Source organism: Sorangium sp. So ce185 (assembly GCF_051526825.1).
In the GTDB taxonomy this organism is placed as follows: Bacteria; Myxococcota_A; Polyangia; order Polyangiales; family Polyangiaceae; genus Sorangium; species Sorangium cellulosum_D.
On record NZ_CP150316.1, the window covers coordinates 9,913,937 to 9,936,994 of the forward strand.

The 23,058-nt window shown below is 67.6% G+C and carries 14 protein-coding genes; 9 read left to right on the top strand and 5 right to left on the bottom strand.

The window, feature by feature from the left end; translation table 11 throughout:
* Positions 1 to 7: 7 nt before the first annotated feature.
* From WMF26_RS36395 to WMF26_RS36405, 3 genes are all read right to left on the bottom strand, one after another.
* Positions 8 to 1,543, bottom strand: a complete 1,536-nt coding sequence (locus tag WMF26_RS36395; RefSeq protein ID WP_437996464.1) for a hypothetical protein — start codon at positions 1,541 to 1,543, stop codon at positions 8 to 10.
* A 37-nt stretch (positions 1,544 to 1,580) separates the two neighbouring features.
* Positions 1,581 to 3,020, bottom strand: a complete 1,440-nt coding sequence (locus WMF26_RS36400; RefSeq protein WP_437996465.1) for a hypothetical protein — start codon at positions 3,018 to 3,020, stop codon at positions 1,581 to 1,583.
* 218 nt (positions 3,021 to 3,238) lie between these two features.
* Positions 3,239 to 4,072, bottom strand: coding sequence for a hypothetical protein (locus WMF26_RS36405; protein ID WP_437996466.1), 834 nt, complete (start codon positions 4,070 to 4,072; stop codon positions 3,239 to 3,241).
* Between the two features lie 513 nt (positions 4,073 to 4,585).
* Between WMF26_RS36405 and WMF26_RS36410 the strand changes: the two genes are divergently transcribed.
* The 3 genes from WMF26_RS36410 (at position 4,586) to WMF26_RS36420 (ending at position 7,604) form a co-directional block, all read left to right on the top strand.
* A complete protein-coding gene (locus tag WMF26_RS36410) occupies positions 4,586 to 5,659 on the top strand; it encodes an RNA polymerase sigma factor (protein ID WP_437996467.1) in 1,074 nt (357 codons plus the stop codon).
* Positions 5,660 to 5,774: 115 nt separating this feature from the next.
* On the top strand, positions 5,775 to 6,677 hold the full coding sequence (locus WMF26_RS36415; RefSeq protein ID WP_437996468.1) for a helix-turn-helix transcriptional regulator: 903 nt from the start codon (positions 5,775 to 5,777) through the stop codon (positions 6,675 to 6,677).
* Positions 6,678 to 6,902: 225 nt separating this feature from the next.
* The gene (locus tag WMF26_RS36420) at positions 6,903 to 7,604 is read left to right on the top strand and encodes a sigma-70 family RNA polymerase sigma factor (protein WP_437996469.1); all 702 of its coding nucleotides are present in this window, start codon (positions 6,903 to 6,905) and stop codon (positions 7,602 to 7,604) included.
* 288 nt (positions 7,605 to 7,892) lie between these two features.
* Here WMF26_RS36420 and WMF26_RS36425 read toward each other — a convergent pair whose 3' ends face one another.
* Both WMF26_RS36425 and WMF26_RS36430 read right to left on the bottom strand, forming a co-directional pair.
* The gene (locus tag WMF26_RS36425) at positions 7,893 to 8,192 is read right to left on the bottom strand and encodes a DUF3892 domain-containing protein (protein WP_437996470.1); all 300 of its coding nucleotides are present in this window, start codon (positions 8,190 to 8,192) and stop codon (positions 7,893 to 7,895) included.
* 111 nt (positions 8,193 to 8,303) lie between these two features.
* Positions 8,304 to 11,090, bottom strand: a complete 2,787-nt coding sequence (locus WMF26_RS36430; protein ID WP_437996471.1) for an ATP-dependent helicase — start codon at positions 11,088 to 11,090, stop codon at positions 8,304 to 8,306.
* Positions 11,091 to 11,737: 647 nt separating this feature from the next.
* On the opposite strand from WMF26_RS36430, the gene WMF26_RS36435 reads away from it, so the two are divergent.
* From WMF26_RS36435 to WMF26_RS36460, 6 genes are all read left to right on the top strand, one after another.
* On the top strand, positions 11,738 to 13,333 hold the full coding sequence (locus WMF26_RS36435; protein ID WP_437996472.1) for a sigma-54 interaction domain-containing protein: 1,596 nt from the start codon (positions 11,738 to 11,740) through the stop codon (positions 13,331 to 13,333).
* Complete coding sequence (locus tag WMF26_RS36440) at positions 13,333 to 16,593, top strand: protein kinase domain-containing protein (RefSeq protein ID WP_437996473.1); 3,261 nt, start codon at positions 13,333 to 13,335, stop codon at positions 16,591 to 16,593. Before WMF26_RS36435 ends, WMF26_RS36440 begins: the two co-directional genes overlap by 1 nt.
* 110 nt (positions 16,594 to 16,703) lie before the next feature.
* The gene (locus WMF26_RS36445) at positions 16,704 to 17,357 is read left to right on the top strand and encodes a hypothetical protein (RefSeq protein WP_437996474.1); all 654 of its coding nucleotides are present in this window, start codon (positions 16,704 to 16,706) and stop codon (positions 17,355 to 17,357) included.
* A gap of 42 nt (positions 17,358 to 17,399) precedes the next feature.
* A complete protein-coding gene (locus WMF26_RS36450) occupies positions 17,400 to 18,422 on the top strand; it encodes a trypsin-like peptidase domain-containing protein (RefSeq protein WP_437996475.1) in 1,023 nt (340 codons plus the stop codon).
* A 222-nt stretch (positions 18,423 to 18,644) separates the two neighbouring features.
* Positions 18,645 to 19,694, top strand: coding sequence for a hypothetical protein (locus tag WMF26_RS36455; RefSeq protein WP_437996476.1), 1,050 nt, complete (start codon positions 18,645 to 18,647; stop codon positions 19,692 to 19,694).
* A gap of 51 nt (positions 19,695 to 19,745) precedes the next feature.
* A complete protein-coding gene (locus WMF26_RS36460) occupies positions 19,746 to 23,027 on the top strand; it encodes a helicase HerA domain-containing protein (protein ID WP_437996477.1) in 3,282 nt (1,093 codons plus the stop codon).
* The last annotated feature ends 31 nt before the right edge of the window (positions 23,028 to 23,058 follow it).

The window sequence follows — 23,058 nt, forward strand, 5'->3', positions numbered from 1 at the left end:
ACTCGGGCTATTCGGGAAAGCGAAGCGTCTCGTGGCTTTCGCCGCTCTGCCCCATCGTCGTCGTGCCATCGTGGTTCCAGCTCATGCCGCCCGGGCCCGGCGGTCCGATCTCGAAGATGACGCGCTCGAGCGTGAGCTGGTCCTCGTCGAGGTAGGCGATGCCGATCGAGTCGCCGCCGCGCCCCGGGCCGCCGTAGCCGCCGGGTCCACCCTGGCCGCCCCTGCCACCCAGGCAGGACTGAAAGCCGTTCCCCAGGGCGCCTCCTGGAGCGCCTCGACCGCCTCGGCCGCCGTCCTGGGGTTCCCCGCCGTTGCCGCCCTGGCCGCCAGAAGGCGTCTTGATCTTGCTGTCGCGCACGGTCACCCGGGCGTGAAGCGCAAGGACGCCGATGGTCGCATGTCCGTTCTCTCCCCCGCGGCCCCCTCGGCCTCCGCAACCGCCGGCCCCGCCCGAGCCTCCTCCTGCACCCCCTTTGGACGCCACGCCGCACACGGCGAGCCCGCCCCGAGCACCACCGCCGCCGCCGCCGCCCTGGCCGGGCGTGCCCCAGCTCCCCTCGGCCCCCGTGTCGCCCTTCCAGCCTGTCTCGGTGAGGCGCCCGATGCCCTCGCCGGGCGCGCCCTGGGTTCCCGGGAACCCCGGGGCCCCGTCGGATCCGCTGGCACAATCGCGGATGTCCTCCGCGTCACCACCGACGCCCGAGGGCGAAGGCTCCCGCGCTGAGGCGGGCTCACCGTCGCCTCCGCCCTCGGCGCTGTCGGGCATCCCGTCCCCTCCCTTGCCGCCGACGCTCGTGAGCCCGCTCTCGCAGCGGTTCACGACCGCAGGCCCGCCGGCGACGCGCGTCGCCGAGCACGCGTCCCCACCGAACATGCCATCCGGTCCGTCCGGTTGGATGGATGGCCACGGCTCGCCATCGCTGCCTGACAGCGAGCCGCTCGGGCCGATATCGCTCCGCACGATCTCCACCGCCGTGTTGGACTGGACGAGTATGCCGAGCGGGCCCCACGACTTCATCTCGATATTGGCGAGCGTCGAGACCCCGTCCGCGGCTCCGCTGTCCTCCGGGCCCGCGGGCCCGATCGTCAGCATGGGGGCGATGGCCGACGTGGGCTGAAACGTGGACTTTGGGCGTAGGGGGTCGGGCACCCACTTCCAGCAATGAAAACCCCCGAGGAGGTCCACGCCGGAGGGCAGCGTGATGGGACTCACCCTGAATCCGTCGTTGCAGATGAACACGCGCCCTCGTCCAGCGCGCGCGAGCTCGACGGCGTGCTCGACGGTGTACACCGGCTTCGCCTTCGTGCCGGGGTTCCTGTCGTCGCCGCCCCCGAAATTTCCAGCGACGAACACGCCGCAGCCGTCGTCGAGGATACCAGCGGCGACGTGCTCGACGCAGACCGACTCCGGAGGCGGCTCGTCCTCGCACGAGGTGCCCTCGCAAGGCGCCACGCCGGGGTCGACCACGCTGGGCGAGGTTCCGCAGCCGGTCGCCCACGCGGACAACACAAGGAGCAGGGGAGCGGCGGTGGTCGTTCTCATGTGCATCTCCTGATGTGTGCCGCCGGCACAGGGCGGTTCATCGAGGCGGTTCCTGATGTGGCGCATCGAACCTGTACCAGAACAGCGTGGGCCCCTCTTGCCCCTGGCCTAGCGTATCGCCGAGCGTTGTATTGCCGCCGCGGCCACCCTGGCCAGGTCGCCCGGGCAAGACGGTCGCATCCTGCACGAGGGTCACGGAGGCGCTCATGGAGGCGATGCCGAACGACGCACCCCCGAGCCCGCCGCCGCCGTCGCCCCCGCGGCCGCCGTTGCCGCCACCGCCGCCGGCGCACCCTCGCGACAGGTCGGTCAGAACAGCGTGTCCGCCGTAGCCGCCGTCGGCGCCCAAGCCTCCCCGCTGTCCCGTTCCGCCGACCCCGCCATCGCCACCCTTGCTCCCGAGGACCTTGCTGGCCTCGACCGTGAGGGCGCTCCCCTGCAAGGCCACGATCCCGATGCTCGCGCCGCCGTAACCGCCCCCCTGGCCCCCCTTGCCACCGCACCCGCCACTGCCGCCCGCTCCGCCGGCCGCACCGCCCTGGGGCCGATCCGCTGGACACGCGCTCGAGGGGCCGCGCCCTCTGCCGCCGCCGCCCCCGCCACCGCCCTGACCGACGCCGCCCCGCTTCCCGTCCTCGCCGCGGACGCCGACCCATCCGTCTACGCCCAGGAGGCCAGCGCCAGCCGCTCCGGCAGCGCGCTCCGCAGGGGCGCCGTCTGCTCCGTCTTGCCCGTCCGTGCACGGCATGCTGAACGCGCCGCCGCCCGCCAGGCCGCGAGCATCCGCATTCCCAGCCGGTTCCGGCTGCCCTGAAGTGCCGTCGCCGCCCCGCTCGATCCCGCCGTCGCCCCCGTAGCCGCCCGTCGACTCGATGCCGTCGTCGCACACGGTCACGACCGGAAGGGCGCCCATCGCCACGTCCGCGGTGCAGGCGTTCGCGCCGTCGTTTCCCATCACGCCAGCCGTTGCGCGGAAGCTCGGCGCGTCCTCGCCTGGCTCTCCGTCCTTGCCATTGCCAGCGAGGATGTCGCTCTCCCGCACGGTCGCCCTGGCCCCCGGGCTCAAGATCATCGCGATCGACGACTTGCCATCGCTCGCGGAAGCGTCGGCCGCCACGGCGCGCACGCCGAAGATCATCGACGTCGCGTCGTCACCCGCTGTGACCGCGTCGTCCCCCGCGATGACACGCACCGGGATGCCCAGGGGCGGCGCGATGACGGTCAACTCATTCGGCCCGCCGAACGACCCATCATAGGACCAATCGCCGCCGTCACACAGACGGGCGCCCCAGAGGTCGACGCCCGACGGCAGCGTGATCGCCTCCTGGAACGTCCCGCCGCACGCGTACACACGCCGGGTCGGCGCCTCGCCGTTGCCTCGGCCGCTCGCGGCGAGCCCGATCCCGTGCTGCAACGTCCTCACCGGCGCGCCCTTCGTGCCGGGGTTCCTGTCGTCGCCGTTCTCGCTGACGAACACCCCGCACTGGTCGAGCGCCGGTGCGCTTTCGGGCTGCCCCTCGCACGGTCCGGGCGGCGGTTCCGGATCGGGGGCGCACGCATACACCTCCCAGCAAACATCGGCGTACGTGCACGCCGTCAGTGAGCTGGCGCTCCACGCGCAGAGCGCGAGAGCCAAGACGGACGTCCCGGTGCTTCGACCTCCCTGCGAGCGCGTCTCCAAGGCTCCCGGTGTCCTCACCACAGCCCCTCGATCCTCACGCCGACCCCATGCCCGGTCGCCACGGGCGAGACGTGGATCCGTTCCCGAGCCGGCGTGCGTCCCAGGAAGGAGAAGTCCGTGAAGAAGGACGCGGCGGTTGCCGCCCCGATAACGCCCCCCACAATGACCAGGGCCGTGCCTGCGACTCCGGATTGATTGCGCTCGTCCCGCAGCCGGAGCAGCTCAGCACACGCCGAGCGTTGCGGCGCCTGCCAGCACATGGACGAGTTCGTCCTCGGATCGCTGTTGAGCCCGTCACGCCGCTCGCTCAGATCGCCGCCAAGCCTGCTGGCCCGGATCATGAGGAGGCTGCCAACCGACACGGTAGCCGTCGTGACGGCGATCCCCGCGATGCGCAGCGCCCCCGGCCACGAAGCCCACGGGCTGGGGGCCTGCGTCGGAACAGCCAGCGCAGAGCTCAACGCCTTGGGGGCTTCCTTCGGTGCTGCCGCCGCCACCTCCTTGGTACTACCTGAGGAGCGCGGCAGCTGCATCAGCATCTCGTGCTCCTTTCCCGGCATGGCTGTGAACACCTGGAGAGAGTCCTCGCGTCCCGGCGCGCGGGCCCGCACCATGTGTTGCCCGGACTCGAAGAACAGCTTGTGGGTCCGCGCGGTCCTGCCTACCGGCTTGCCATCGACGAGCACCTCGGCGTCCGGCGGCTCGACCGCGAGCAGCAGCGTCGCAACGTGCGTCGTTGCCTTCCGCAGTCCTTCCTCGAAACGCAGTTGGAGGGCTACAGTAAGCGCCTCGCGCTGCTCAAGGCTCCAGGCGAGGTGCTCGGCTGCCTCGCGGTACTTGCGCAACACAAGCGCGCAGAGCCCGAGCTCCCCGGTGATCTCCGCCCGCTCTCGCTCTGTGGTCGACGCTGGCTCTGCTGCCTCCAGGGCTGCCTTGTAGGCATCATATGCCTCGGTCCACCTTCGCGCTGCACGAGCCCTTTGCCCAGCGCGTACAAGGTCTTTCACTGTCGAACCGTCGCTCCGTGGCGGCGTCCCAACGATGCTCTGAGCGCTGGCCGGGCTCACAAGGCCGGTGGCGGCACCCAGCATCAAACAGATCGACAGTGAATGTGGAGCGCACCGCATACGGGCGACGGTACTGACGCCAGCCTCGCGGCGTCAACCCTCAGGGATTTCCGTTTAATGCTCCATGGACGAGAAAGAACAGAGCAATCCCGGAACGTGCTGGTTCGTTCCACCACGACGGAACTGGAGGAAGGGAGAACGGCCGCTGCTACAGCGGCACACATTGTCCGACCGAAGTTGGCCGTCCCTTCATTTTCCTGAACCCTTCAGGGCGGCTCAGGTGTGCTACCCGCCGTGGCCAAGCGCGCGCTCACGTCCATCGGCTTCGACCTCTTCCGGCGCCTGGCGATCCGTCGCGGTGTCCCGGCACGAGACGCGGAGGACGTCGCTCAAGAGGCGCTGCTGCGCGGCTTGGAAGCGGCTCAGCGGATCGAGCCGGGCAGGGACTCGGCGCCGTACCGCGTCACGATTGCCCTCAACCAGGCGCGCAACCATGTGCGCGACGCGGGCCGCCACGGCGAGGTTCTGACGTCCTTCGACGAGCGCGAGCTCAGAGGGGAGGATCCCACGCCGGAAGACCTGCTCCGCCTGCGGCAGCGGGCAGAGCTCACGCGGCGCCTGATCGCTCAGGTTGACCCCAAGTACCGGGACATCCTCATCAGGCACGAGCTGGAGGAGACGCCGCTGGTCGAGATCGCGGCCGAGCTCGGGCTCAGCGTCCAGACGGTGAAGACCCAGCACCGGCGGGCGCGCGAGGAGCTGGACGCGCAGAAGCGACGGTGGGATGCGCAGCAGCATTCCCACGGCTGGGACGACGATGCCTGCGTGGTGGCACCGCTCGCCTTCGGGTTTCGCGATCGCGCGTCGGGGGTGGCCACCCTGCGCCGTCTGGGGGTGAGAGTCGTCGTGCAGGGGGCGTCCGTCGTTCTGGCGGGCGCTCTCGTCTCCGGCGTGGCGCCTGTGCGCGGCCTGGCATCGTGGCTGCGACCGGCGGCAGTCCACGCGCTTGAGAGCGCGCCCGCCGCAGCGGACGACAGGGCGACCGCGGTCGCCGATGGCGCCGCCATCCCCGCGCACGCGCTCTCGTGGTCGGCGAGAGCTGGCAACGCGGGCACTGGGGTCGCAGTGAATAGCACGCCCCCTTCCTCGGTGATGGCAGCTCGTCATGCCGCGTCGCCGGGGGGCGCCGTGCGCTCCCCCGTCGGCGAGCGGGAGAGAAGCCTGGTCAACCAGGCCCGGAGGGCGATCGAGGCCCATACCGCCCTCGGTTACCTCGAGGCGCGCCGGCTGCTCGAGGCCCACGCGCGGGAGTTTCCGCGCGGGCCGCTCGCTGCGGAGCGCGAAGCGCTACTCAGGCAGATTCGCTGAATCGTCGGCTGTTCACTGACGGTTAACAGGCGTAGCTCCGATGCTGTCGTCGACAGCAGAAGGCCGAGATCCGTCTCGCGTCGGGCAAGAGGCGCACGTCCAGGAGGAGGAACACATGGAGGAAGTGCTGGGTGCGATGTGGCTCATCTCGCCGATCGTTCTCGCGATGATGGCATGTGTTGCGATCGGGTTCGCGGTGACCGCACGCGAAGCGCTGGGCCGCGAGCGCGGGCTCCGCGAGGCACGAGAGCAAGCGCATGAGGACGAGGAGCTGGCCCTCACCGACGCGAAGGAAAAGGCGGAGCGGGAGCTGGAGCATCACCGGCGCCTGCTCGACTGCCATGTGGACGCCCTGATCGCGGCGATGACAGGAGTTCGCGCGCGCCCAGTCCCATGGCCCGGCAGAGTCCTCGAATCGTTCTGCGCGACGATACCCTCGTGGCAGCACAAGCTGACCGAGCGCACCGGGCTGCAACGACGGGAACTCGAGCGGCTGCTGAACAGCGACCACCCGATGACGCCCGGCCTCGCACGGCAGTTGGAGGTCTTCACCGGCACGCCTGCGCGGTACTGGGAACGCCTGTGGCGTCTGCACGATGACTACCGGGCGGACGCGGAGGACACGGTGGTGATCCAGCTCGGTGAGCCCGTCGCCAAACGCGAGCGCTCGGCGTGTGCGGCGGCGTCGTCATCGTCAAGCACGACGTCGACGAGTCCGGCCGCCGTTCCCCCTCGGGCGCCTGATGTTCCCCCGCCGGTGCTGCCTTGCTCTGACCTGGCTGCCAAAAGCCCACGGGCCAAGCTCCCGCCGCCTCCTCAGCCGCGGCTTCGGTCACCGCTCCCCGTTCGCACGATGTCGGGAGCCGAGCTCGCGTGTCGCGCTGCCGCACTGACGAGCTTTCCGGTACAGCACGACGACGGCGGATCCAGTCTTGCACGAGGAGCCGATTGGGAGGACATCGAGCGCTCTGCGTCGAACACGACGCTGCCAGGCGTAGAAAGCCATGAACGCGCATAGCGTGAGGCTCGCTCGGGGCACCTGAACTCGGCGCCGCTATCAAGCCGGCCGTGGGTGGAGCGCCTCGCGACCAGGGGCCAGCGGCACGACCCGGAGGCGACGGTCCGAATCCAGATTGACCCCACACGGAACGGCCGCACGCCGGTCACCGGCGCGCCCGCTGAAGACACGGAGCGACGGTAATCCGTCTGCTCACGTGACCCAAGGATCAGAAAGAGCGATACCATGATCGCCGGATACGGCTCGGCAACACTGTTGCTCGCGTTCACGGCGGCGATCCTGGCGATTTCCCGAATGTCCACGTCCGGCGATCCATCTATGCTGGCCGCTCAGCTCGACGCGCTCCGAAGCACGGCGGGCGAGCGTGGCCTCGCCGTCGTGGCGGCGTGGGTCGCAGGCATGGGCGTGCCACGCAACGATCAAGCCGACGTTATGCAGCGCGCGCTGGAGACGGCGACCACTGCCTGGCCTCGATTCGATCCTGACTTCAACCGACCAGGACAAGAAAGCAGCGCAGCGGCATCAGAGAGGCGCCGGAAGCTCTTCTCCCGCTGGCTACACCGTATTGTCGCGCGCAGCGTGTCTAGATACTTCAGGCAGAACTTCCGCTCTGTTGAGATCCTGCTGGACGAGCCGCTCGATCCTGAAACGCCTGACCCTCGGCGGAACGCCGAGGCGGAGCTGATCGCGGAGCAGAGCTGGCTCCGTCTGCTGGAGACGCTCCTTCGCGCCGACCCCGAAGCGGCGGGGATCCTGGTGGCCCGGGACTTGGACGAAAGACCCATGAGAGAGATCGCGGAGTCGACGGGAATCCCGCTGTCGACGGCTTACAAGATGCGTGATCGCGCTCGTGCCGCGCTCCGCGCGGAGCTCGAGCGCCTTGAGGAGCTCGAGCGCACGCTAGACGACGAGGAGAAGCGGAGATGAGCGATCTTTCGTGGATCGATCGGGCGGCACAGACCTGTCCATCGCGCGAGGGGCCCTCGCCGATGAGGACCGCGCGCGTTCCAGCGCACCTACCGCAGCAATGCAGGTTCTGACTGTAGGAGGTCAACGTCGCCCGCAGCACAATCATTATGCGCGGTAGGTCGCGCTGGCAGGATCTGGATAGGATGCCGAGTATGCGTCACGGATTCATGCACAAGCTCGTAGCTCATGCTGCAGCTCCGGAGGCTCCGCGCCCGATGACTGGCACCCCGAGGCGGACGGACTCCTTCAGCCTCGTGGCAGATTCTCGAGATTGTTCCTCGTCGTGTGGTCGGGGTTCGTGGTGAGATACGGGCTATGAAGGCAGCCCGACCTATTAGAGCATGAACTGAGCTTCTTGATCTTCGCCCTGGGTTCCTTGTCCACCTCCGTGTACCAAGCGTGGCCGGTGTCGATACTGTCAACCACCTCCTTGTTCGTGTAGAACCTGCCGAGATTCGTCACGACACCGATAATATGCTCGTGGGATGTTCCATCCTTATTAGCGACCGCCTGCTTGCGCACCTTCGTCACGTAATACGTTCCCATTTCGTCCTCTTCTTTGAAAAAATATTAGCCACAGTTGCAGCACAGCGCGGCGCCCTAACAGCCTCGCAACAAGGGCCGCAGCGCCGCCATGATTCTAAGTTAAAGCATCCATTAGCTTCGCGTCTTCAGGGCCCTCTTCGGCGCGATCACGGCCGCTCTACCCCCCTCTGTACACAGCCGCAGGTAGTCGCAGCTCCTGCATTTCGCTGCAGCGGGCTTGGCTTGCAAGCTCCCCTTACGAAGAGCGTCCGCCGCGCCGAGCAGACCAGTCTTCACCTCGTCGATAAAGGAATCGTCCACGGCGCGCGGCTTCTGCTTGCGATCGTCGAGGTTGTAGACCTCGACGAAGTCAGCGCTCCGACCGGTGAGCTCCTGGTACCCAAGCGCGTAGATGTGGAGCTGCTTCTCGGTGATCTCCTCAGGCTGGGCACGATCGCTGGACTTGAGGTCGACGATCGTCGTCTCGCCGGTGTCGACGCGGCGCACCAGATCGATCCGGCCGACGATGGAAACGCCGTCCCCCAGGTTGATCTCGATCGATTTCTCCGAGAACTCGATCTTGTCGAAGCGATCGCGGTTGTCCTCGAGGTAATCGTGGATTACACGCTCGGCCGAACTCTTGAGTTTCTCCCTCAGATCGGGGTACGCGTAGGGCGTGCATAGGTGTGTGTCCACCAGCCTGGGCACCTCGGCCGCAGTCGCTATATCGCCGCGGATCGCTCGGGCATGAACCTCGGCGAGAATGTCATGCAGCGATTTGCCGTAACCCAGCGCCTCGTGAAGCGGCGCGTTGAACCCGTAGAGGATGCGCAGCTTGAACTGGTAGGGGCACTCGAAGAAGTACTTGAGCTCCGAGAACGAGAGGGCCACGTTCGTCACGCCCTTCCGCGGCGCCGGAGGAAGGCGCTCACGTGCTGCGTAATCGGGTCTGCGACGCTTCACCCACTTCGAGACCAGCACGTCTTCCCAGAACTCCGACGCCTTCTGGTAGAGCCGGTTGCCCGGTACGGGCGCCCAGGTCAGATGCAAAAACTTCTGGCTACGCGTCACGGCGACGTAGAACAGCCTCCGCTCGTCCTCCACCGTGCCCTCGAAGCGGGCCTGTCTCTCAATCCCGGCCGCGGGAATCAGGTGCCAGACGCTGGGGCCGCCCTGTTTCTTCGACGGGAAGCGGTTTCTGACGAGCGCGGGAACGAACACGACCGGCCATTGCGTACCCTTCGCCTGGTGGACGGTCATGACCCGGACCGCATCGGGGTTGGCGTAGGCATTGTCTTGCCAGCCTTCAGGATACACGTCCTCCGCTTGGTACTGGAGGAAGCTGGCGAACGCATGGTGCTTCTCCACCGGCTCGGAATGGTAGTGGATCGCCTCGAAATCCGAGATCACCTGGCTGAATTTACCGAGGTTGTAAAACACGACCTCTCCTCGTCCGTCCGGTACCCGCTCCTCCCGGATGCCGGCGTCCTCGAGGAAGCTGAGGAAGCGGCGCTGGATCGAGTAGAAGGCGAACCGCTTGCCCCCATCCTTCCGCATCTCCTCGCGGACGCCGGCCGCGGCCCGGATGGCGGAAAGGAGGTCGGCTCGTGTCGCGCCGGTGCGAGCTCGCGACCATGCCGCCTCGAGCGACCCGACGTCCACCTCCGGCCGGCCCGCCATGAAGTAGAACAGCTGCCGAGCGGCCTCTGCCTCTGCGGTGTTGAACAGGTTGCCCATGCCGGCGATCACATAGGGAATCCCGGCGGCGTCGAAGGCCTGGGTAATAGGGGCGCCGTTTCTTCGCACGCTGCGGAGCAGCACCGCCATGTCGGACCACGAGATACCGCGCTCGACGTCGCCGTCGCGGATGGCGACGCCACGGAGGGCGATCGCGGTCTCAGCGATGTAACGGGCCTCGTCTTCCGGGGTGTCGAACGCGAGCGCCGCGATATCTCCAACCTCATACGCATGAGCACCGGTCGGCTTCATCGCCTTCTCGAGCCGCAGGCCGTTCTTCTCGATGACGGCGCGCGCTGTCTCGACGATGCCGCGCGTCGACCTGAAATTGTCCTCGAGCCGGACCATGTGGACGTCAGGGTAGCGCTCCTGGAACGTGAGGATGTTGGAGACATCACTCCCACGCCACTGGTAGATTGTCTGATCGTCGTCGCCGACGACGCAGATCTTGGCGCCGAGCCCGTGCAAGCAGGACACGATGCGCTCCTGCACAGGGTTCACGTCCTGATACTCGTCGATGACGACGTGCCGGATGCGCTCGGACAGCCGCTTGCGCAGGCCATGGTCGTTCTGGAGGGCGTCCGCCGCGGCGGCGAGGATCTCGGAGTAGTCGAAGTGCGATCGCTCCTCGAGCAGGCTCCGGTAGGCTCTCAGCGCAGCGAAGACGGAGCAGCCCGCGAGGGCCTTCGGATCGATGGCGGACTCACGGAGAATAGACAGCGCATCGCAGTAGCGGCTCGTGTCCACGTAACGCTTCAGCGTTTCCCCCCTCAGGTTAGTCGAGGCGGTGAGGCCGCTCTGTTTGCTGTGCCGATCGACGAACAGCCTCTGCTGAACCTCGTTGAGGACGTCGAACTTGAAGTATATGGGGACTTCGTTCTTGAGAAGATCGAGGCAGAAGGCGTGGATCGTCCCCACGTACATCTCCGCGAGCCCGGGGATGTCACCGAGCTCCTCGCGGCAGCGGGTGACGATGCGCTCCTTTAACTCGGCCGCGGCCTTCTCCGTGAAGGTGAACGCGACGATGTTCCGCGGCCTCAGGCCACCGCACGGACCGGGGCGAAGGAGGGTGGCGATACGTCGCGCGACGACCTCCGTCTTCCCGGAGCCGGCGCAGGCGATGAGCTGAAGGTTGCCCTCAGGGTGCAGGATGGCTTCGAGCTGGCTGGGGGTGAACTTCATGTCCGTGCTCCGCTCTCATTGCAGACACCGTGCCGCACCGTCATGTGGTGCGAGGACCGGGATTGCTCCGCGATCACGGTCCGCAGGCGAGCGGCCGCTGTCTCTCGCGAGCGACGCCGGGTCGCTGCTCCGAGCGCGGATCACTGGGCCCGGCGCGGTCCGCTGGGCGTCGCACCCGCGCGACAGGCGTCGCGAGGTGGCGCCGTCACCCGTGAGCGACGGGTGTCGCGGACCAGCGTCCATCGATCGCCCCGGAATCCCCGGCGCACGCCTCGATGGGTGTCGCGCCCGGGCGACGAGCGCTGGAGCTGACCTCCTGGTTCTGGCGCTTTCTTACGCCGACACGCGCGGCACGTAGGTTGCGAAAGCCGCCGGCGCGTAGGCGGTCGCGGGGCACCTCCCCCGGGCGAGGTCGCGCATGCGACGCGGCCCACGCAGGCAGCGGATCCGGTTCAACCGGCGCCTCTGCTCCGGGAGGATTCCAGGAGAGACGTCCGGAGATGAGAACGAGCGCTCCAGGATGCCAAGCGGCCTTGGCGGCTCCTCCGGCGGAAGCCGCGCCGCGCTGCGCGCACGCGCAGACATCCCGCCTCGCGTGAGCCATGGAGGCAGCGCCTGAGCCCGCTGGAGCAGGGAACGATACGATCATGAAGCCCATCGTCCTACCGCCGCTTCCGCCGCCGGTCGAATTCGTCTATAGCCAGGGCGGGCCGGCGGGCTCTACCGGTCCGAGAGAAACCGGCATGAACAATTACGCATGGCTGTTTGAGATCGCAAAGGGGCTCCTCTCCGAGAGCGACGCCAACACGCCTGAGGTCATCCTGCGGCGCGTCCTCGCGGCGACTGGGGCGGAGCGCGGCTTCATCGTCGTGCGAGAGGGAGACTCGTACGTGCAGAGGTTCGACGTCCAGTTCGATCGGCGCAGCCTTTCCACCGAGGAGCGCCGCTTCAGCCAGAGCCTCGTCAAGCAGGCGATCAGGACAGGCGAGATCATCTACTCCGCGGACCTGAGCCACGACCAGCGCTTCGCAGAGCTCGAGAGCATCCGGCTGCTCGGGCGCACCTCCGTGCTCGTCGCGCCGCTCCGGCACGCCGAGGGCAGCGAGGGCGCCGTGTACCTGGAGCGGCGGAGCGACGCCGGGTTCCCGGAAGATGCGCGCTGGCTCGTCCGCGAGTTCACGGAGATGGCCGGGCTCTTCCTGCGTCGCGCCATCGAGCGGGACGCGCTACGGCGTCGGAACCAGAGCCTCGAGCACGACCTGTTCGCCCGTTACGACTTCAAGGGGATCATCACGCAGCACCCCGGCATGATCGCGCTGCTCCGGAAAGTCGCCCAGGTCGCCAGCTCGGACGCGGCGGTGCTCATCCACGGCGAGACGGGGACAGGGAAGGAGCTCATCGCGCAGGCGCTCCACGTGAACAGCGAGCGGCGCTCGAAGCCGCTCGTCCCGCTGCACACCATGGCGCTCTCGGGCCAGCTGCTCGAGTCCGAGCTGTTCGGCCACGTGCAGGGCGCGTTCACCGGCGCGACCCGCGAGCGCCTCGGCCGGCTCGCGAGCGCCAATGGCGGCACGCTGTTCCTTGACGAGGTCGCCGACATCACGCCTGAGGTGCAGGTCAAGTTGCTCCGCTTCCTCGATTATGGCGAGATCCAGCGTGTCGGCTCGGACCGGACCGAGAAGATCGACGTGCGGGTCATCGCGGCGACGCACAAGGACCTGCCGGCGCTCGTGCGCGACGGGCACTTCCGGCAGGATCTCTACCATCGCCTCAAGATGATCCAGCTCGAGATACCGCCGTTGCGGGAGCGCACCGGGGACATCCCGCTGCTCGTCGCCCACTTCCTCGGCACGAACTGGAAGCGCGACGGCGAGCGGCCACGCTGGACCGCCAGCGCGGAGCGCGCACTTGCGATGCACGCGTACCCCGGCAACGTACGTGAACTGGCTTACGCCGTCAAGGCGGCCTGCGTCATGGCCACGAGCCCGGAGCTCGACATCGACGTGCTCCCGGAAGATATGAGGCCCACCGAGCCCGAGGCGCCCGGCTCCGACTTCCGCGAGTTCACCGGAGCCGAGCACAAGGCCGCACGCGCGGCGGCGCAGCAGAAGGTGGACATCGCCTTCCTGAAGGGCCTCATGGAGCGGCACCAGGGCAACGCTGCAGCGGCCGCGCGGGAGTCGGGCATCCACCGCGGCCAGCTCCATAAGCTCCTCACTAAATACGGGATCAAGCACTCGTGATGACCTCGTCATCCGTCCAGTGCCCGGCGTGTGGAAGGTGGTGCTCGGAATTCGATCCGGTCTGCCCGGCGTGCCGCATCACGCTGCCGCAGGAGTCGCTCTCGCTCCAGCGGCTGCCACCCCCTCCCGACGACGGACGCGACAAGCCACGTCTGGCGACCAGCGCGGGGGACATCCGCGGCCGTGTGCTCGTCGAACGCTATCGCCTGCACACGCGCCTAGGGGGCGGCGGCCACGGCGAGGTCTGGTCCGCCGACGATCTGCTCGTCGGCAGGAGGGTCGCCGTGAAGCTGCTCGGCGAGGGCGTCTACCTCGACCAGACCCCTGCGCGACGTGAGATCCTGGTCCTGCGCCACCTGCGCTTGCAAGGCGTCGTGCAGCTCATCGACGAGGGCGCCGATCAAGGGCAGGTGTTCCTGGTGATGGAGCAGGTTGAAGGTGCGCCGTTTCCCGGCGCGCCGCTGCCCTGCGACTGGGCCTCCATCGCCGGAGCGACAGAGGCTCTGCTCGAGATCGTGGGGCGCATCCACGCGACCGGCGTGGTCCACCAGGATCTGAAACCGGGCAACGTGCTCGTGAGCGCGTCCGGACGCGTGACCGTGCTCGACTTCGGCCTGTCGATCGCGCCCGCGTCCAGAGGCCTCTCGACCCGTACGGACGCGATCGAGGGCACCCTGCCCTATCTCTCTCCAGAGCAGGCCTTCAAAGAGCCGGTCACGGCGCGAACCGACATCCATGCGATCGGCATCATGCTCTACGAGGCGCTCGCGGGACGCTTGCCCTACTCGGCCGCCAGCGTCTTCGAGCTCGCTCGCACGCGCCGGCCCCGCCGCGCGCTTCCCTTGAAAGAGGTGGCGCCGGCCGTTCCTGAGGCGGTGGCAGAGGTCGTCGACAGGATGATCGCGCACGCGCCCGCCGACCGCCCAGCGTCGGCCAGTGACGTCCTCGCAGCGCTCCGCGGACAGCGGCTCATCCCGCACACCGGCTGGATTTTGCCCCGGCTCGGAGGCGACGCACCGGTACGTGCGCTCGCCGACGCCGTACGAGCAGGGCGCTCGGTTGACCTCTACGGGCCGGCGGGCGCTGGGCTCACCCGGTGTCTTCACGAAGCAGCTGAGATGCTGGAGCGGGAGGGGCGCCGGGTCCTCTGGGTCACGCCGGATCAGCGGCCTTTCGCATGTCTGGAGCCGCTCATCGGGGCGCCCGCCGTCCGCAGCTCGCAGACGCTCGACGAGGCCGTATCATGTGTGGATGCCGAGCTGAAAGCGCTCCTCGCGACCGGCGCGGTCGTCCTGGTTGACGACGCGACCCGGGTCGATGACTGGTCGTCCTCGGCGCTCGAACGCTGCCGCCCGTTCGGCGCCGTCGTCCGCGCGTTCGCGCACGCAGGTCCCGCGCATGCGCCTGCTGCTCCTGACGTCGTGAGCCTCACCCCGCTGGACGAGGCTGCATTGAGGCCGCTTTTCTCGGGCCCGGATCGCATCTTCCACCTGCCCACTGACGCCGCACGCGCGCTCTGGGAGCGCACCGGCGGGCTCGCAAAGCGTGTGGCCGAGGAGGTGAATGCATGGCTGCACACTGGGATTGCCCGCTCGGACGGAGCCCGGCTCGCGGTCGATCGCGACGCGCTCGGGCTGCTCGAAGTGGGCCTAGGCCCGGCCGCAGATACGGGAGGGGTGCCGCTATGCCATCCTCCGCGGAGCGCAACCGGCGCCGTCCCGCAGCACATGGAGGAGACGCTCGCATGGGTGACGCTCGCCTGGCCGCACGTCGATGTCGATCGTCTGGTGGTCGCGAGCGGCCGACCGCGATGGCAGCTCGAGGCACACATCGCCGAGCTCAAAGCCCACGGCGCCGTGCGGGCGCTGGACGACGGCCGGATCCAACCCCGCGCCGCCGTGAGCTTCGATCGCGTGTGGACCTGGGAGCAACGCCGGGCCGCCCATCGTGCCATGGCGCGCGCCCTGGAGCGCGGCTCCGTCGGTCGCCTCTTCCATCTCCTCATGGCAGCCGACAGCTCATGCGGCTCCGATCGGGTCGAGGTCGCGCGCGAAGGGCGTACGCTCGCCGAACGTTTCGCGCGCGAGGGGCGCCTCAACCTGGCTGCGACCGTGCTCGGAGAAGCGTTGCTCGCCGTACGCAGGCACCTCGCGAGCGCTGGGGAGAGCGACCTCGCCGTCGAGCTGGAGCTGCTCAGGTGCTGGGTCGAGGTCGCCCTCTCCGAGCGCACGCCCGGCGCCATGGACCGAGTGCTGTACGAGCTGTGTCGCGTGCGGCCGCCCGATCGCGAGGTGCTTCACCTCCAGGATCTCGTGCGGGCCTCGCTCGCGCGCGGCGCGGGCGGGGAGCGCGCGTTCAAGATGGCGGAGCTCGTCGAGCCGTTCGACGAGCTCCGCCTGGAGCGGCACCGTCAGGCCGTCCGGATCGTCGCGGCGCGGCGGTGCTCGATGGAGCAGGAAGAGGCCGTCTTAGCAGAGGTGGCACGCTGGGCTGCGCAATCAGGCGACGCGGAGATCAAGGCCAGCCTTGCGGGCTGGTATGGCCGGCTGCGGTATCGGCAAGAGCGCTTCGACGAAGCGGCCGCCTTCCAGGCCATGGCCATCTCGTCGAAGACGTGGATGACGGATCGGATCAACGCCAAGCTCAACGGCGCTGCAGCGCTGATGGAGGCGTTCCGCTTGGACGAGGCCGCCGCCTGGGCCGAGGAGGCGCGCTCGCTCGCGGACCAATGCCGCCATGCGTACTTCGAGGCACGGGCTGCCTGGACGTTGCGTGCGATCGAGTACAGAGCGGGGACGGCGCTCGACCCGGACATCGACCTCTGCGACGTACTGGCCGGCATCGGTGTCCGAGAGGTCGAGGCGATCTCCTGCCTCACCGAGGCCGCGGTCGCCTGGCGTGGCGGTCGGCACGCGCTCGCGGTTAGGCTCGCGTCCCGCGCGCACCGGCTCTGGGAAGGCACGGGGTGGCGCGTCGGAGCGCTCCTCGCCAGGTGCCTGGCGCTCGTCTGTCGTGATACCCCGCTCGCGGGCGAGATCGATGCGCTCGCCGCCGAGGCGCAGGCGTGCTCCATGCCGCGCGTTGGACTCCAGGCGCTCGGGCTGCTCGCGTGCGTCGACCGCGCCAGCCCGACCTGGAAGGCTGCGGCCGAGATGTTCGCAGAGGGCGTGCCGCCCGAGCACCGCCATGTCCGCATGGATGTGCTCGCGACCGATGAGGCCCTCGCTGCTTTCAGTCCACCGCTGACGGGCGGTGAGTGATCACGCTGTACATTGCTGCCCGTCGAGCATCCGAAACATCACGTACTCATCTGTGCACCACACCCCCTGGAGGAATTATGTCATTCGACAGAGCGTTCGGAACCCCTTCGATGAGGATGTACCCCTACACGTCGCCCGTGCGGAGGTTGCTCGATCCCCACGAGCAGATCGACATTGGTGAGTACATCACCCATCACATGGCCGGTGGTTACCCCGTCGCGAACATCTATGTGGACTATGAATTCATCAATCCGTCAGGCGGCAAGCTCGTGCTCCATGAGGCCATGTGCATCCACACGGCGGAGCACTGGGTCTTCTTGAAGGATGAGCCCTACGACGCGTCAAGGTCGATCCGCGTGAAGCGCATCGGCCCGGACAGCGGCATCGTGCACACGTCCCTCAAGGGATTCCTGCAGGACATGGCGAAGAGGAAGGTGGCCAGGTACGTCATCGCGAGGGCGGTGACACTCCCGCCGCCTTCGCCCGACGCGCCCCCGGCCATCGGCCGGAGCGACGGAACGATCCTCGACGGAGGCTCGTACCGCGTCATCCAGAACGGAAAGGAGGTCGGCGCTATCCTGGTCACGAAGCAGGCGGAGCACTGGGGCGTGGCGCGTTCGTACGACATCCAGATCGGATTCGATCTGGAGCCAGTCAAAAACGGGTGGAACTACGCCCAGTGGGCGGCGCACGTGAACTCTCGCTTCGACCAGTGCATCTACTGGGTCGTGACCAGCGAGAACGGCACGCTGCCGAGGGCGTGACACGGATTGACAGGCAGGGGTGCTTTGGCTAGAGGGCGCTCGATGATCGGCAGACAGGGGAAAGCAGCCTGGGATGGTCCCTCCATCGTCAACTTGGGCGACGTGCTCGCGGATCTGTATCCAACGCGAGAGGATGCGTATCGCGTCGTGGGTGCCGCGGGGCTGAACCGGGGACGGATCCGGTTCAGCGACGCGGCGGTCGTCAACTGGTTCAACATCCTCGACTACGCGAAGAACCAGGATCAGGTGCTCGACATCGTCGACTTCGCGCTCCGCGAGAACCCGAACAACGAGCTCCTCCGCCTCGCCAAAGATCGGGGGAGCATCCCTGCCGTCCGAGGAGCCGACATCCGCAGCGATGTCCTGTGGCGAGGCCCCGCGACCCCCGCGTCGCTCGAGCAGCTCATGGGCTCCGAGAGCACGCTGGTCGACGTGAGCTTCCTCGAGGTCGGCGCCCAGCAGGCCCGAGCCGTGGCGCGCGTGGTGCTCCCGACCCGGGGAACCGGGTCGGGCTTCTTGATCAAGGGCGGGCTCTTCATCACGAACCACCACGTGCTCCACGACGCGTCCGAGGCCAAGCTCGCCGTGCTGGAGTTCAACTTCCAGAAAACGCCTGCCGGGCTCGACGCAAGCGTCGACCGCTACCGCTTCGCGCCGGAGACGTTCTTCAGGACCTCCGAGGAGGACGACTGGACCGCGGTCGCCGTCGACGGCAACCCTGCTGAGAGGTGGGGCTGCATCGAGCTCGCCGAGGTCGAGATCGCCGCCGGCCATCGCGTCAACATCATCCAGCACCCCGGCGGCGGGCCGAAGCAGGTCTCGTTCTTCCACAACGCGGTCGTCTTCGTGGGGAACGGTCGGGTCCAGTACCTCACCGACACGCTCCCCGGCTCGTCGGGTTCCCCGGTGTTCGACAAGCAGTGGCGCGTGGTGGCCGTCCACCACAGCGGCGGCTGGATGTCCGAGCCCGGAGCGGAAACTCACCAGATCTATTACCGAAATGAAGGGATCCACATCAACACTGTAATCCAGGGGCTCCGGGCAGACGGGGTGGCGGTGGTCTGATGGGCGTCGGACCGTCCGCAGCGCACGCGGCAGTGCTCATCGAGCAGAGGGCGGGCGACGAGGCAGCGGGTCGCGAAGTTTTCTTCCAGAGGCGGCGTCCGTCCGTGATATGAGACCGTCCGTCGAGATCGGAGAGGAGACCATGACTGCGCACGATCGTCGCTTCAGAACAGACGTCCATGTGTTCGCTCCGCGCCTGTGTGAGACGGCGAAGGAACAGCGATGAGCACCTCGTCCACTGGATCCCCGTCCCGGCTTGGAGCGCTGATCCTGGTCTGGCTGCTCACGCGGTCCGATGGAGGCACCCGAGCCGAGGTTGACAAAGCGCTGGCACCGCTGCTCGAGCAGCGGTGGAGCGACGCTGAGCGGTGCCGAGCGGTGGAGAGCGAGCTCATCACCCTCGAGGGAATGGCGCTCATCAGGCGCATCAAGAAGACCTCGATCGTGCTCACCGACGAGGGCCGGCGCGAGGGCCTCGCCGTGCTGAGAGTGAAGTCGCTCCCCGAGAAGACCACCTGGGCGACGATCAAGGCGAAGTACCTGTTTGCATGTGCGCTCGGTCTCCCACCTCCAGCAGCGAAGAAGGGGAAGCGCGACAAGAGCAGCATCGAGCAGGTCAGCGCGGCGATCCTCGCTCATCATGACCGGATCGATATTGACGGGGATCCGACGCTGACCCGGATCGCGGATGCTCTGGTATGGCAGGAGCTCGGCGTTCAAACTCGAGCACCGCTCACCTTGAAGGCAGTTCGAGAGGAGATCTTGAGCCGAGCGCTGGGAACGACAGGTCCGCAGAAAATCGAGAAGGCGATGGTGCAGCTCGCGGTCAAGAGGGTCAAGGCGCGTCGGGCGGAGATCGACGAGCTCCGGACGGCCACACTGAGTCGCTGGATCGAGGGGACAGATGGCGCCTCGAAGGTACTCGCCACGGGGGCCGAGGTCCAGAACGCACCCGCTGCGCCCTCCTCGCCGTCCGACGACAAGGAAGATGCGTTCGCCGCGCAGGTGCTCGCGGCGGCCCGCGATTCGAAGACCGGGCGATTCGGCGACAACAAGGTGTTCATCTCGCATGTGTTCCGGAAGCTCGTCAACGGCGGCCTTGTCGCTGGGGATCTCGACGCGTTCAAAGATCGGCTTGTCAGCGCGCACTTCCAGGGGTTCTTGTCGCTCAGCCGTGCAGACCTGGTCGAAGCGATGGATCCGGAAGACGTGGATGAGTCAGAGACGCAACGCGATGGATCTACGTTCCACTTCGTGAGACTCGAGATCTAAGATCACTGACATGTGCAATCACGCAGGAACGCAGAGAGGACGGTTCATACCATGACGGCTGGTGCGGCTCGGCTTGAGGTGTTCCTGTCGAATGCGAAGAAGGAAGTGTTCCACTCGGTGGAGCACCGGCACCAGATCTGGCGAGAAAATCCGTTCGACGTCGACTCTGTGCACGTGAGGGCCCGCGAGCAGTTCCAGAGACTCCTCACCCAGGCCACGACGCCGCCAGGGCTTGAATCAGGGCGGGTCCTTCTGCTCCTCGGCGAATCGGGTAGCGGCAAGACGCACCTTCTGCGCTCGTTCCGCAATCATGTGCACATCAATGGCCTAGGGTTCGTCGGCTATATGCAGATGACGACAGCCTCGGCGAACTACAGTCGTTACCTCCTCAGCAACCTCATCGATTCTCTCGACCAGCCTTACTACGAGCCAAAGGGGACCGATTCAGGTCTGCTCAAGCTTTCCACCGCGGTCGCGCTCCGGTGCGGAGATCCCACATCGATCAATGCGTTGCACGAGAAGGAGGACCTCGACACGAATTCGGTGGTCGAGCTCGTGGAGCACGCTGCCGATCGCTTCATCGCGCAGCCGCGGTACGCCGATCTAGACCTCGATCTCGTGCGTGCGCTGCTCTACTTGCAGCGTAACGATCCTGCGTTGAAGAAGCGCGTGGTCAAGTATTTGCGCCGCGAGGAGCTCTCCCCCAGGGACCGCAGGCTCCTCGGGGATCTGTCATCCAAGACTGCTGAGGAGGACGCCCAGAGCCTCGTCGAGCAGCTCGGCAAGCTCATGTGGGCGCTCGACTCGCGCTCGCTGGTCATCTGCGTCGATCAATTCGAAGAGGCATTTCAACTCAACGAGGCAGAGGGTGTGTTTAGGCGGGTGATGGCCGCGCTCTGCGCCATCGCCGATCAGGTGCCCTCGTCAATCGTCGTCATCTCCTGCCTCGAGGACTACTACGCCAAGCTCCGCACCCGCCTTACCCGCTCGACGCTCGACCGCATAGAAAACGATCCTCCTCCTGTCCGGCTCGTGAGCGAGCGAAGCGCCGAGGAGGTCGAGAGGATCATTCAGCAACGGCTCGGCTATCTCTACGAGACGTCCGGCATCACGCCGTCCTCCGGGTTCACCTCCCCGGACGACGCGCTTTATCCCGTCCCACGCGCGGTCGTGCAGCGGCTCGTCCGAAAGCGTACACGCGACGTGCTCGACTGGTGCTGGCGCTTCCGAGAGAGCTGCATCGACGCGGGCCGGATCGTGGAACCGCCGCCAGTTACGACCGGTCTCGATACGCCCAGCCCCGACGAGCGCGCCGTCGACGCGGCGAAGACGATGCTGGAGCACGAGTGGAACGACCACCTGGCCCAGCGACAGGCGGAGCCGCCCGAGGACGCCAAGCTCGCGGAGCTCTTCGCCTGGGCGATCCAGACCTGCGCCGACGAGCTCGAGAGCGGGCACCGCTTCGAGACGCATGTCAAGAACGGGAACATCGAGGTTCGCATCATGGTCCCGACCTCGGATGGTAAGCTCCGCCTCGGCGAGGAAATCCTCGTCGCGCTGTGCAACAAGGCACCTCAGGGCGGCGGGCTTGGCGCCCAGATAGAGGCGGTGGCGAAGCAGGCCGATAATCGTCCTCTCGTGCTGATCCGCAGCGGGGAGTTCCCGAGCAATCCGAAGACGGCCGTGGTGAAGACGCTCGCGAAGATCCTCGAGAAGGGCGCTCGCAAGGCCGTCGTCGAGGACAGCGACTGGCGCAAGATCGTGGCGTTCCGCGCGTTTCGCGAGGCGAACCAGCAGCGGCCGCATTTCATGGACTGGCTCCGGCAGGAGAATCACCTCTCCCGGCTCTTGCCACTCATACACGTCCTCGATCTCGATCGCCTCCACCGCTTCGCCACGGAGGCGGCGCCTCCCGCTCGTTCCGCCACGGCGGCGCCCGGCGTCGCGCCACATCCGCCCGAGAAGCGTCGCGCGGCGGATCCTGCGCCTCGTGTGCCAGAGCCCGATGCGCCCGGGGCCACCGAGAACGACGCCGCGCCTCGCAGCCCGCAGGAGCAGGCGCCCCTGCGCGACGCCGGTGCGATCCTCGTCGGCACGACGGGGGAGCTCCTGTCGCAGCCGCTCGCGCTCGACATGGACGTGCTGAGCGCGCACGCGGCCTTCCTCGGCAGCACGGGCAGCGGCAAGACGACGCTGGCGCTCAACGTGGTCGAGCAGCTCTTGCTTCGCGGCATCCCCGCCATCCTAATAGACCGCAAGGGGGATCTCTGCGCCTACGGGCGCACGGCGCCCTGGGAGCAGCAGCACGAGGACCCCGCGCTGGACGAGCGCCGGCGAGCGCTGCGCGGCCGGCTCGACATCGCGCTCTTCACGCCCGGCCACCCGGAAGGCAGGCAGCTCGCCATCTCCCTCGTGCCCAAGGGGCTCTCCGAGCTCAAGGACTTCGACCGCGACCAGGCGGCCGGATACGCCGCCCAGGCGCTCGGCGACATGCTCGGCTACAAGCACGCGCGGAAGGACAAGTCGCTCCGGGCGATCCTCGCCCAGGCCCTCCAGCTCCTGGCCGCGCACGGCAATCCGGACAAGCTCACGCTGGAGGCGCTCATCACGTTCATCGCCGACGCCGATCCGCTGCTCGTCAACGCGCTGGGGAGGCTCGACACCAAGCTCTTCAAGGACTTGGTGCAGGATCTCGAGACGCTCAAGCTCAGCGCGTCCGATCTCCTGTCCTCGACAAGCGAGAAGCTTGACGCCGAGCTGCTCCTCGGTCTCGGCGCGCACGCGCAGCCGGGGCGGACGCGCCTCAGCATCATTAACACCAAGTTCCTGGGGGACAACGCGAAGATCCTCTTCTGGGTCTCGCAGCTGCTCCTGTCGCTCACCCGTTGGGTGACCCGCGCGCCGTCGACGCGCCTCCAGGCGGTGGTGCTCTTTGACGAGGCCGACGTGTATCTCCCGGCGCAATCGCAGCCAGCGACGAAGGCACCTATGGAGAACCTGCTCCGCCGCGCGCGCTCGGGCGGGCTCGGGCTGCTGCTCGCGACGCAGAGCCCTGGGGACCTCGACTACAAGGGCCGGGACAACATCCGGAGCTGGTTCGTTGGTCGAGTCACCCAGCCCGTTGCACTCGACAAGATGAAGCCGCTGTTCAGCGACGCTCGTGTGAACGTCGCGGATCGGATCGCCTCCCAGGGCGTGGGCGAGTTCTACCTACTCCAGAACGGGCAAGCGACAAGCTTCAAGGCCGACCAGGCCCTCCTTCGCACCGAGCAGGTGCCGGAGAACGAGATCTTGACGCTCGCGGCGCGGCGCAGAGGGCCACTTTCGCGCTGAGGCAACGGGCCGTGCGCATGGCGCCTCGTGG

What these genes read in the sequence shown, in the direction of transcription:
- WMF26_RS36395 (WP_437996464.1), bottom strand. Translation starts at nt 1,543, where the DNA reads ATGAGAACGACCACCGCCGCTCCCCTGCTCCTTGTGTTGTCCGCGTGG.
- WMF26_RS36415 (WP_437996468.1), top strand. Translation starts at nt 5,775, where the DNA reads ATGGAGGAAGTGCTGGGTGCGATGTGGCTCATCTCGCCGATCGTTCTC.
- WMF26_RS36420 (WP_437996469.1), top strand. Translation starts at nt 6,903, where the DNA reads ATGATCGCCGGATACGGCTCGGCAACACTGTTGCTCGCGTTCACGGCG.
- WMF26_RS36425 (WP_437996470.1), bottom strand. Translation starts at nt 8,192, where the DNA reads ATGGGAACGTATTACGTGACGAAGGTGCGCAAGCAGGCGGTCGCTAAT.
- WMF26_RS36430 (WP_437996471.1), bottom strand. Translation starts at nt 11,090, where the DNA reads ATGAAGTTCACCCCCAGCCAGCTCGAAGCCATCCTGCACCCTGAGGGC.
- WMF26_RS36435 (WP_437996472.1), top strand. Translation starts at nt 11,738, where the DNA reads ATGAAGCCCATCGTCCTACCGCCGCTTCCGCCGCCGGTCGAATTCGTC.
- WMF26_RS36440 (WP_437996473.1), top strand. Translation starts at nt 13,333, where the DNA reads ATGACCTCGTCATCCGTCCAGTGCCCGGCGTGTGGAAGGTGGTGCTCG.
- WMF26_RS36445 (WP_437996474.1), top strand. Translation starts at nt 16,704, where the DNA reads ATGAGGATGTACCCCTACACGTCGCCCGTGCGGAGGTTGCTCGATCCC.
- WMF26_RS36450 (WP_437996475.1), top strand. Translation starts at nt 17,400, where the DNA reads ATGATCGGCAGACAGGGGAAAGCAGCCTGGGATGGTCCCTCCATCGTC.
- WMF26_RS36455 (WP_437996476.1), top strand. Translation starts at nt 18,645, where the DNA reads ATGAGCACCTCGTCCACTGGATCCCCGTCCCGGCTTGGAGCGCTGATC.
- WMF26_RS36460 (WP_437996477.1), top strand. Translation starts at nt 19,746, where the DNA reads ATGACGGCTGGTGCGGCTCGGCTTGAGGTGTTCCTGTCGAATGCGAAG.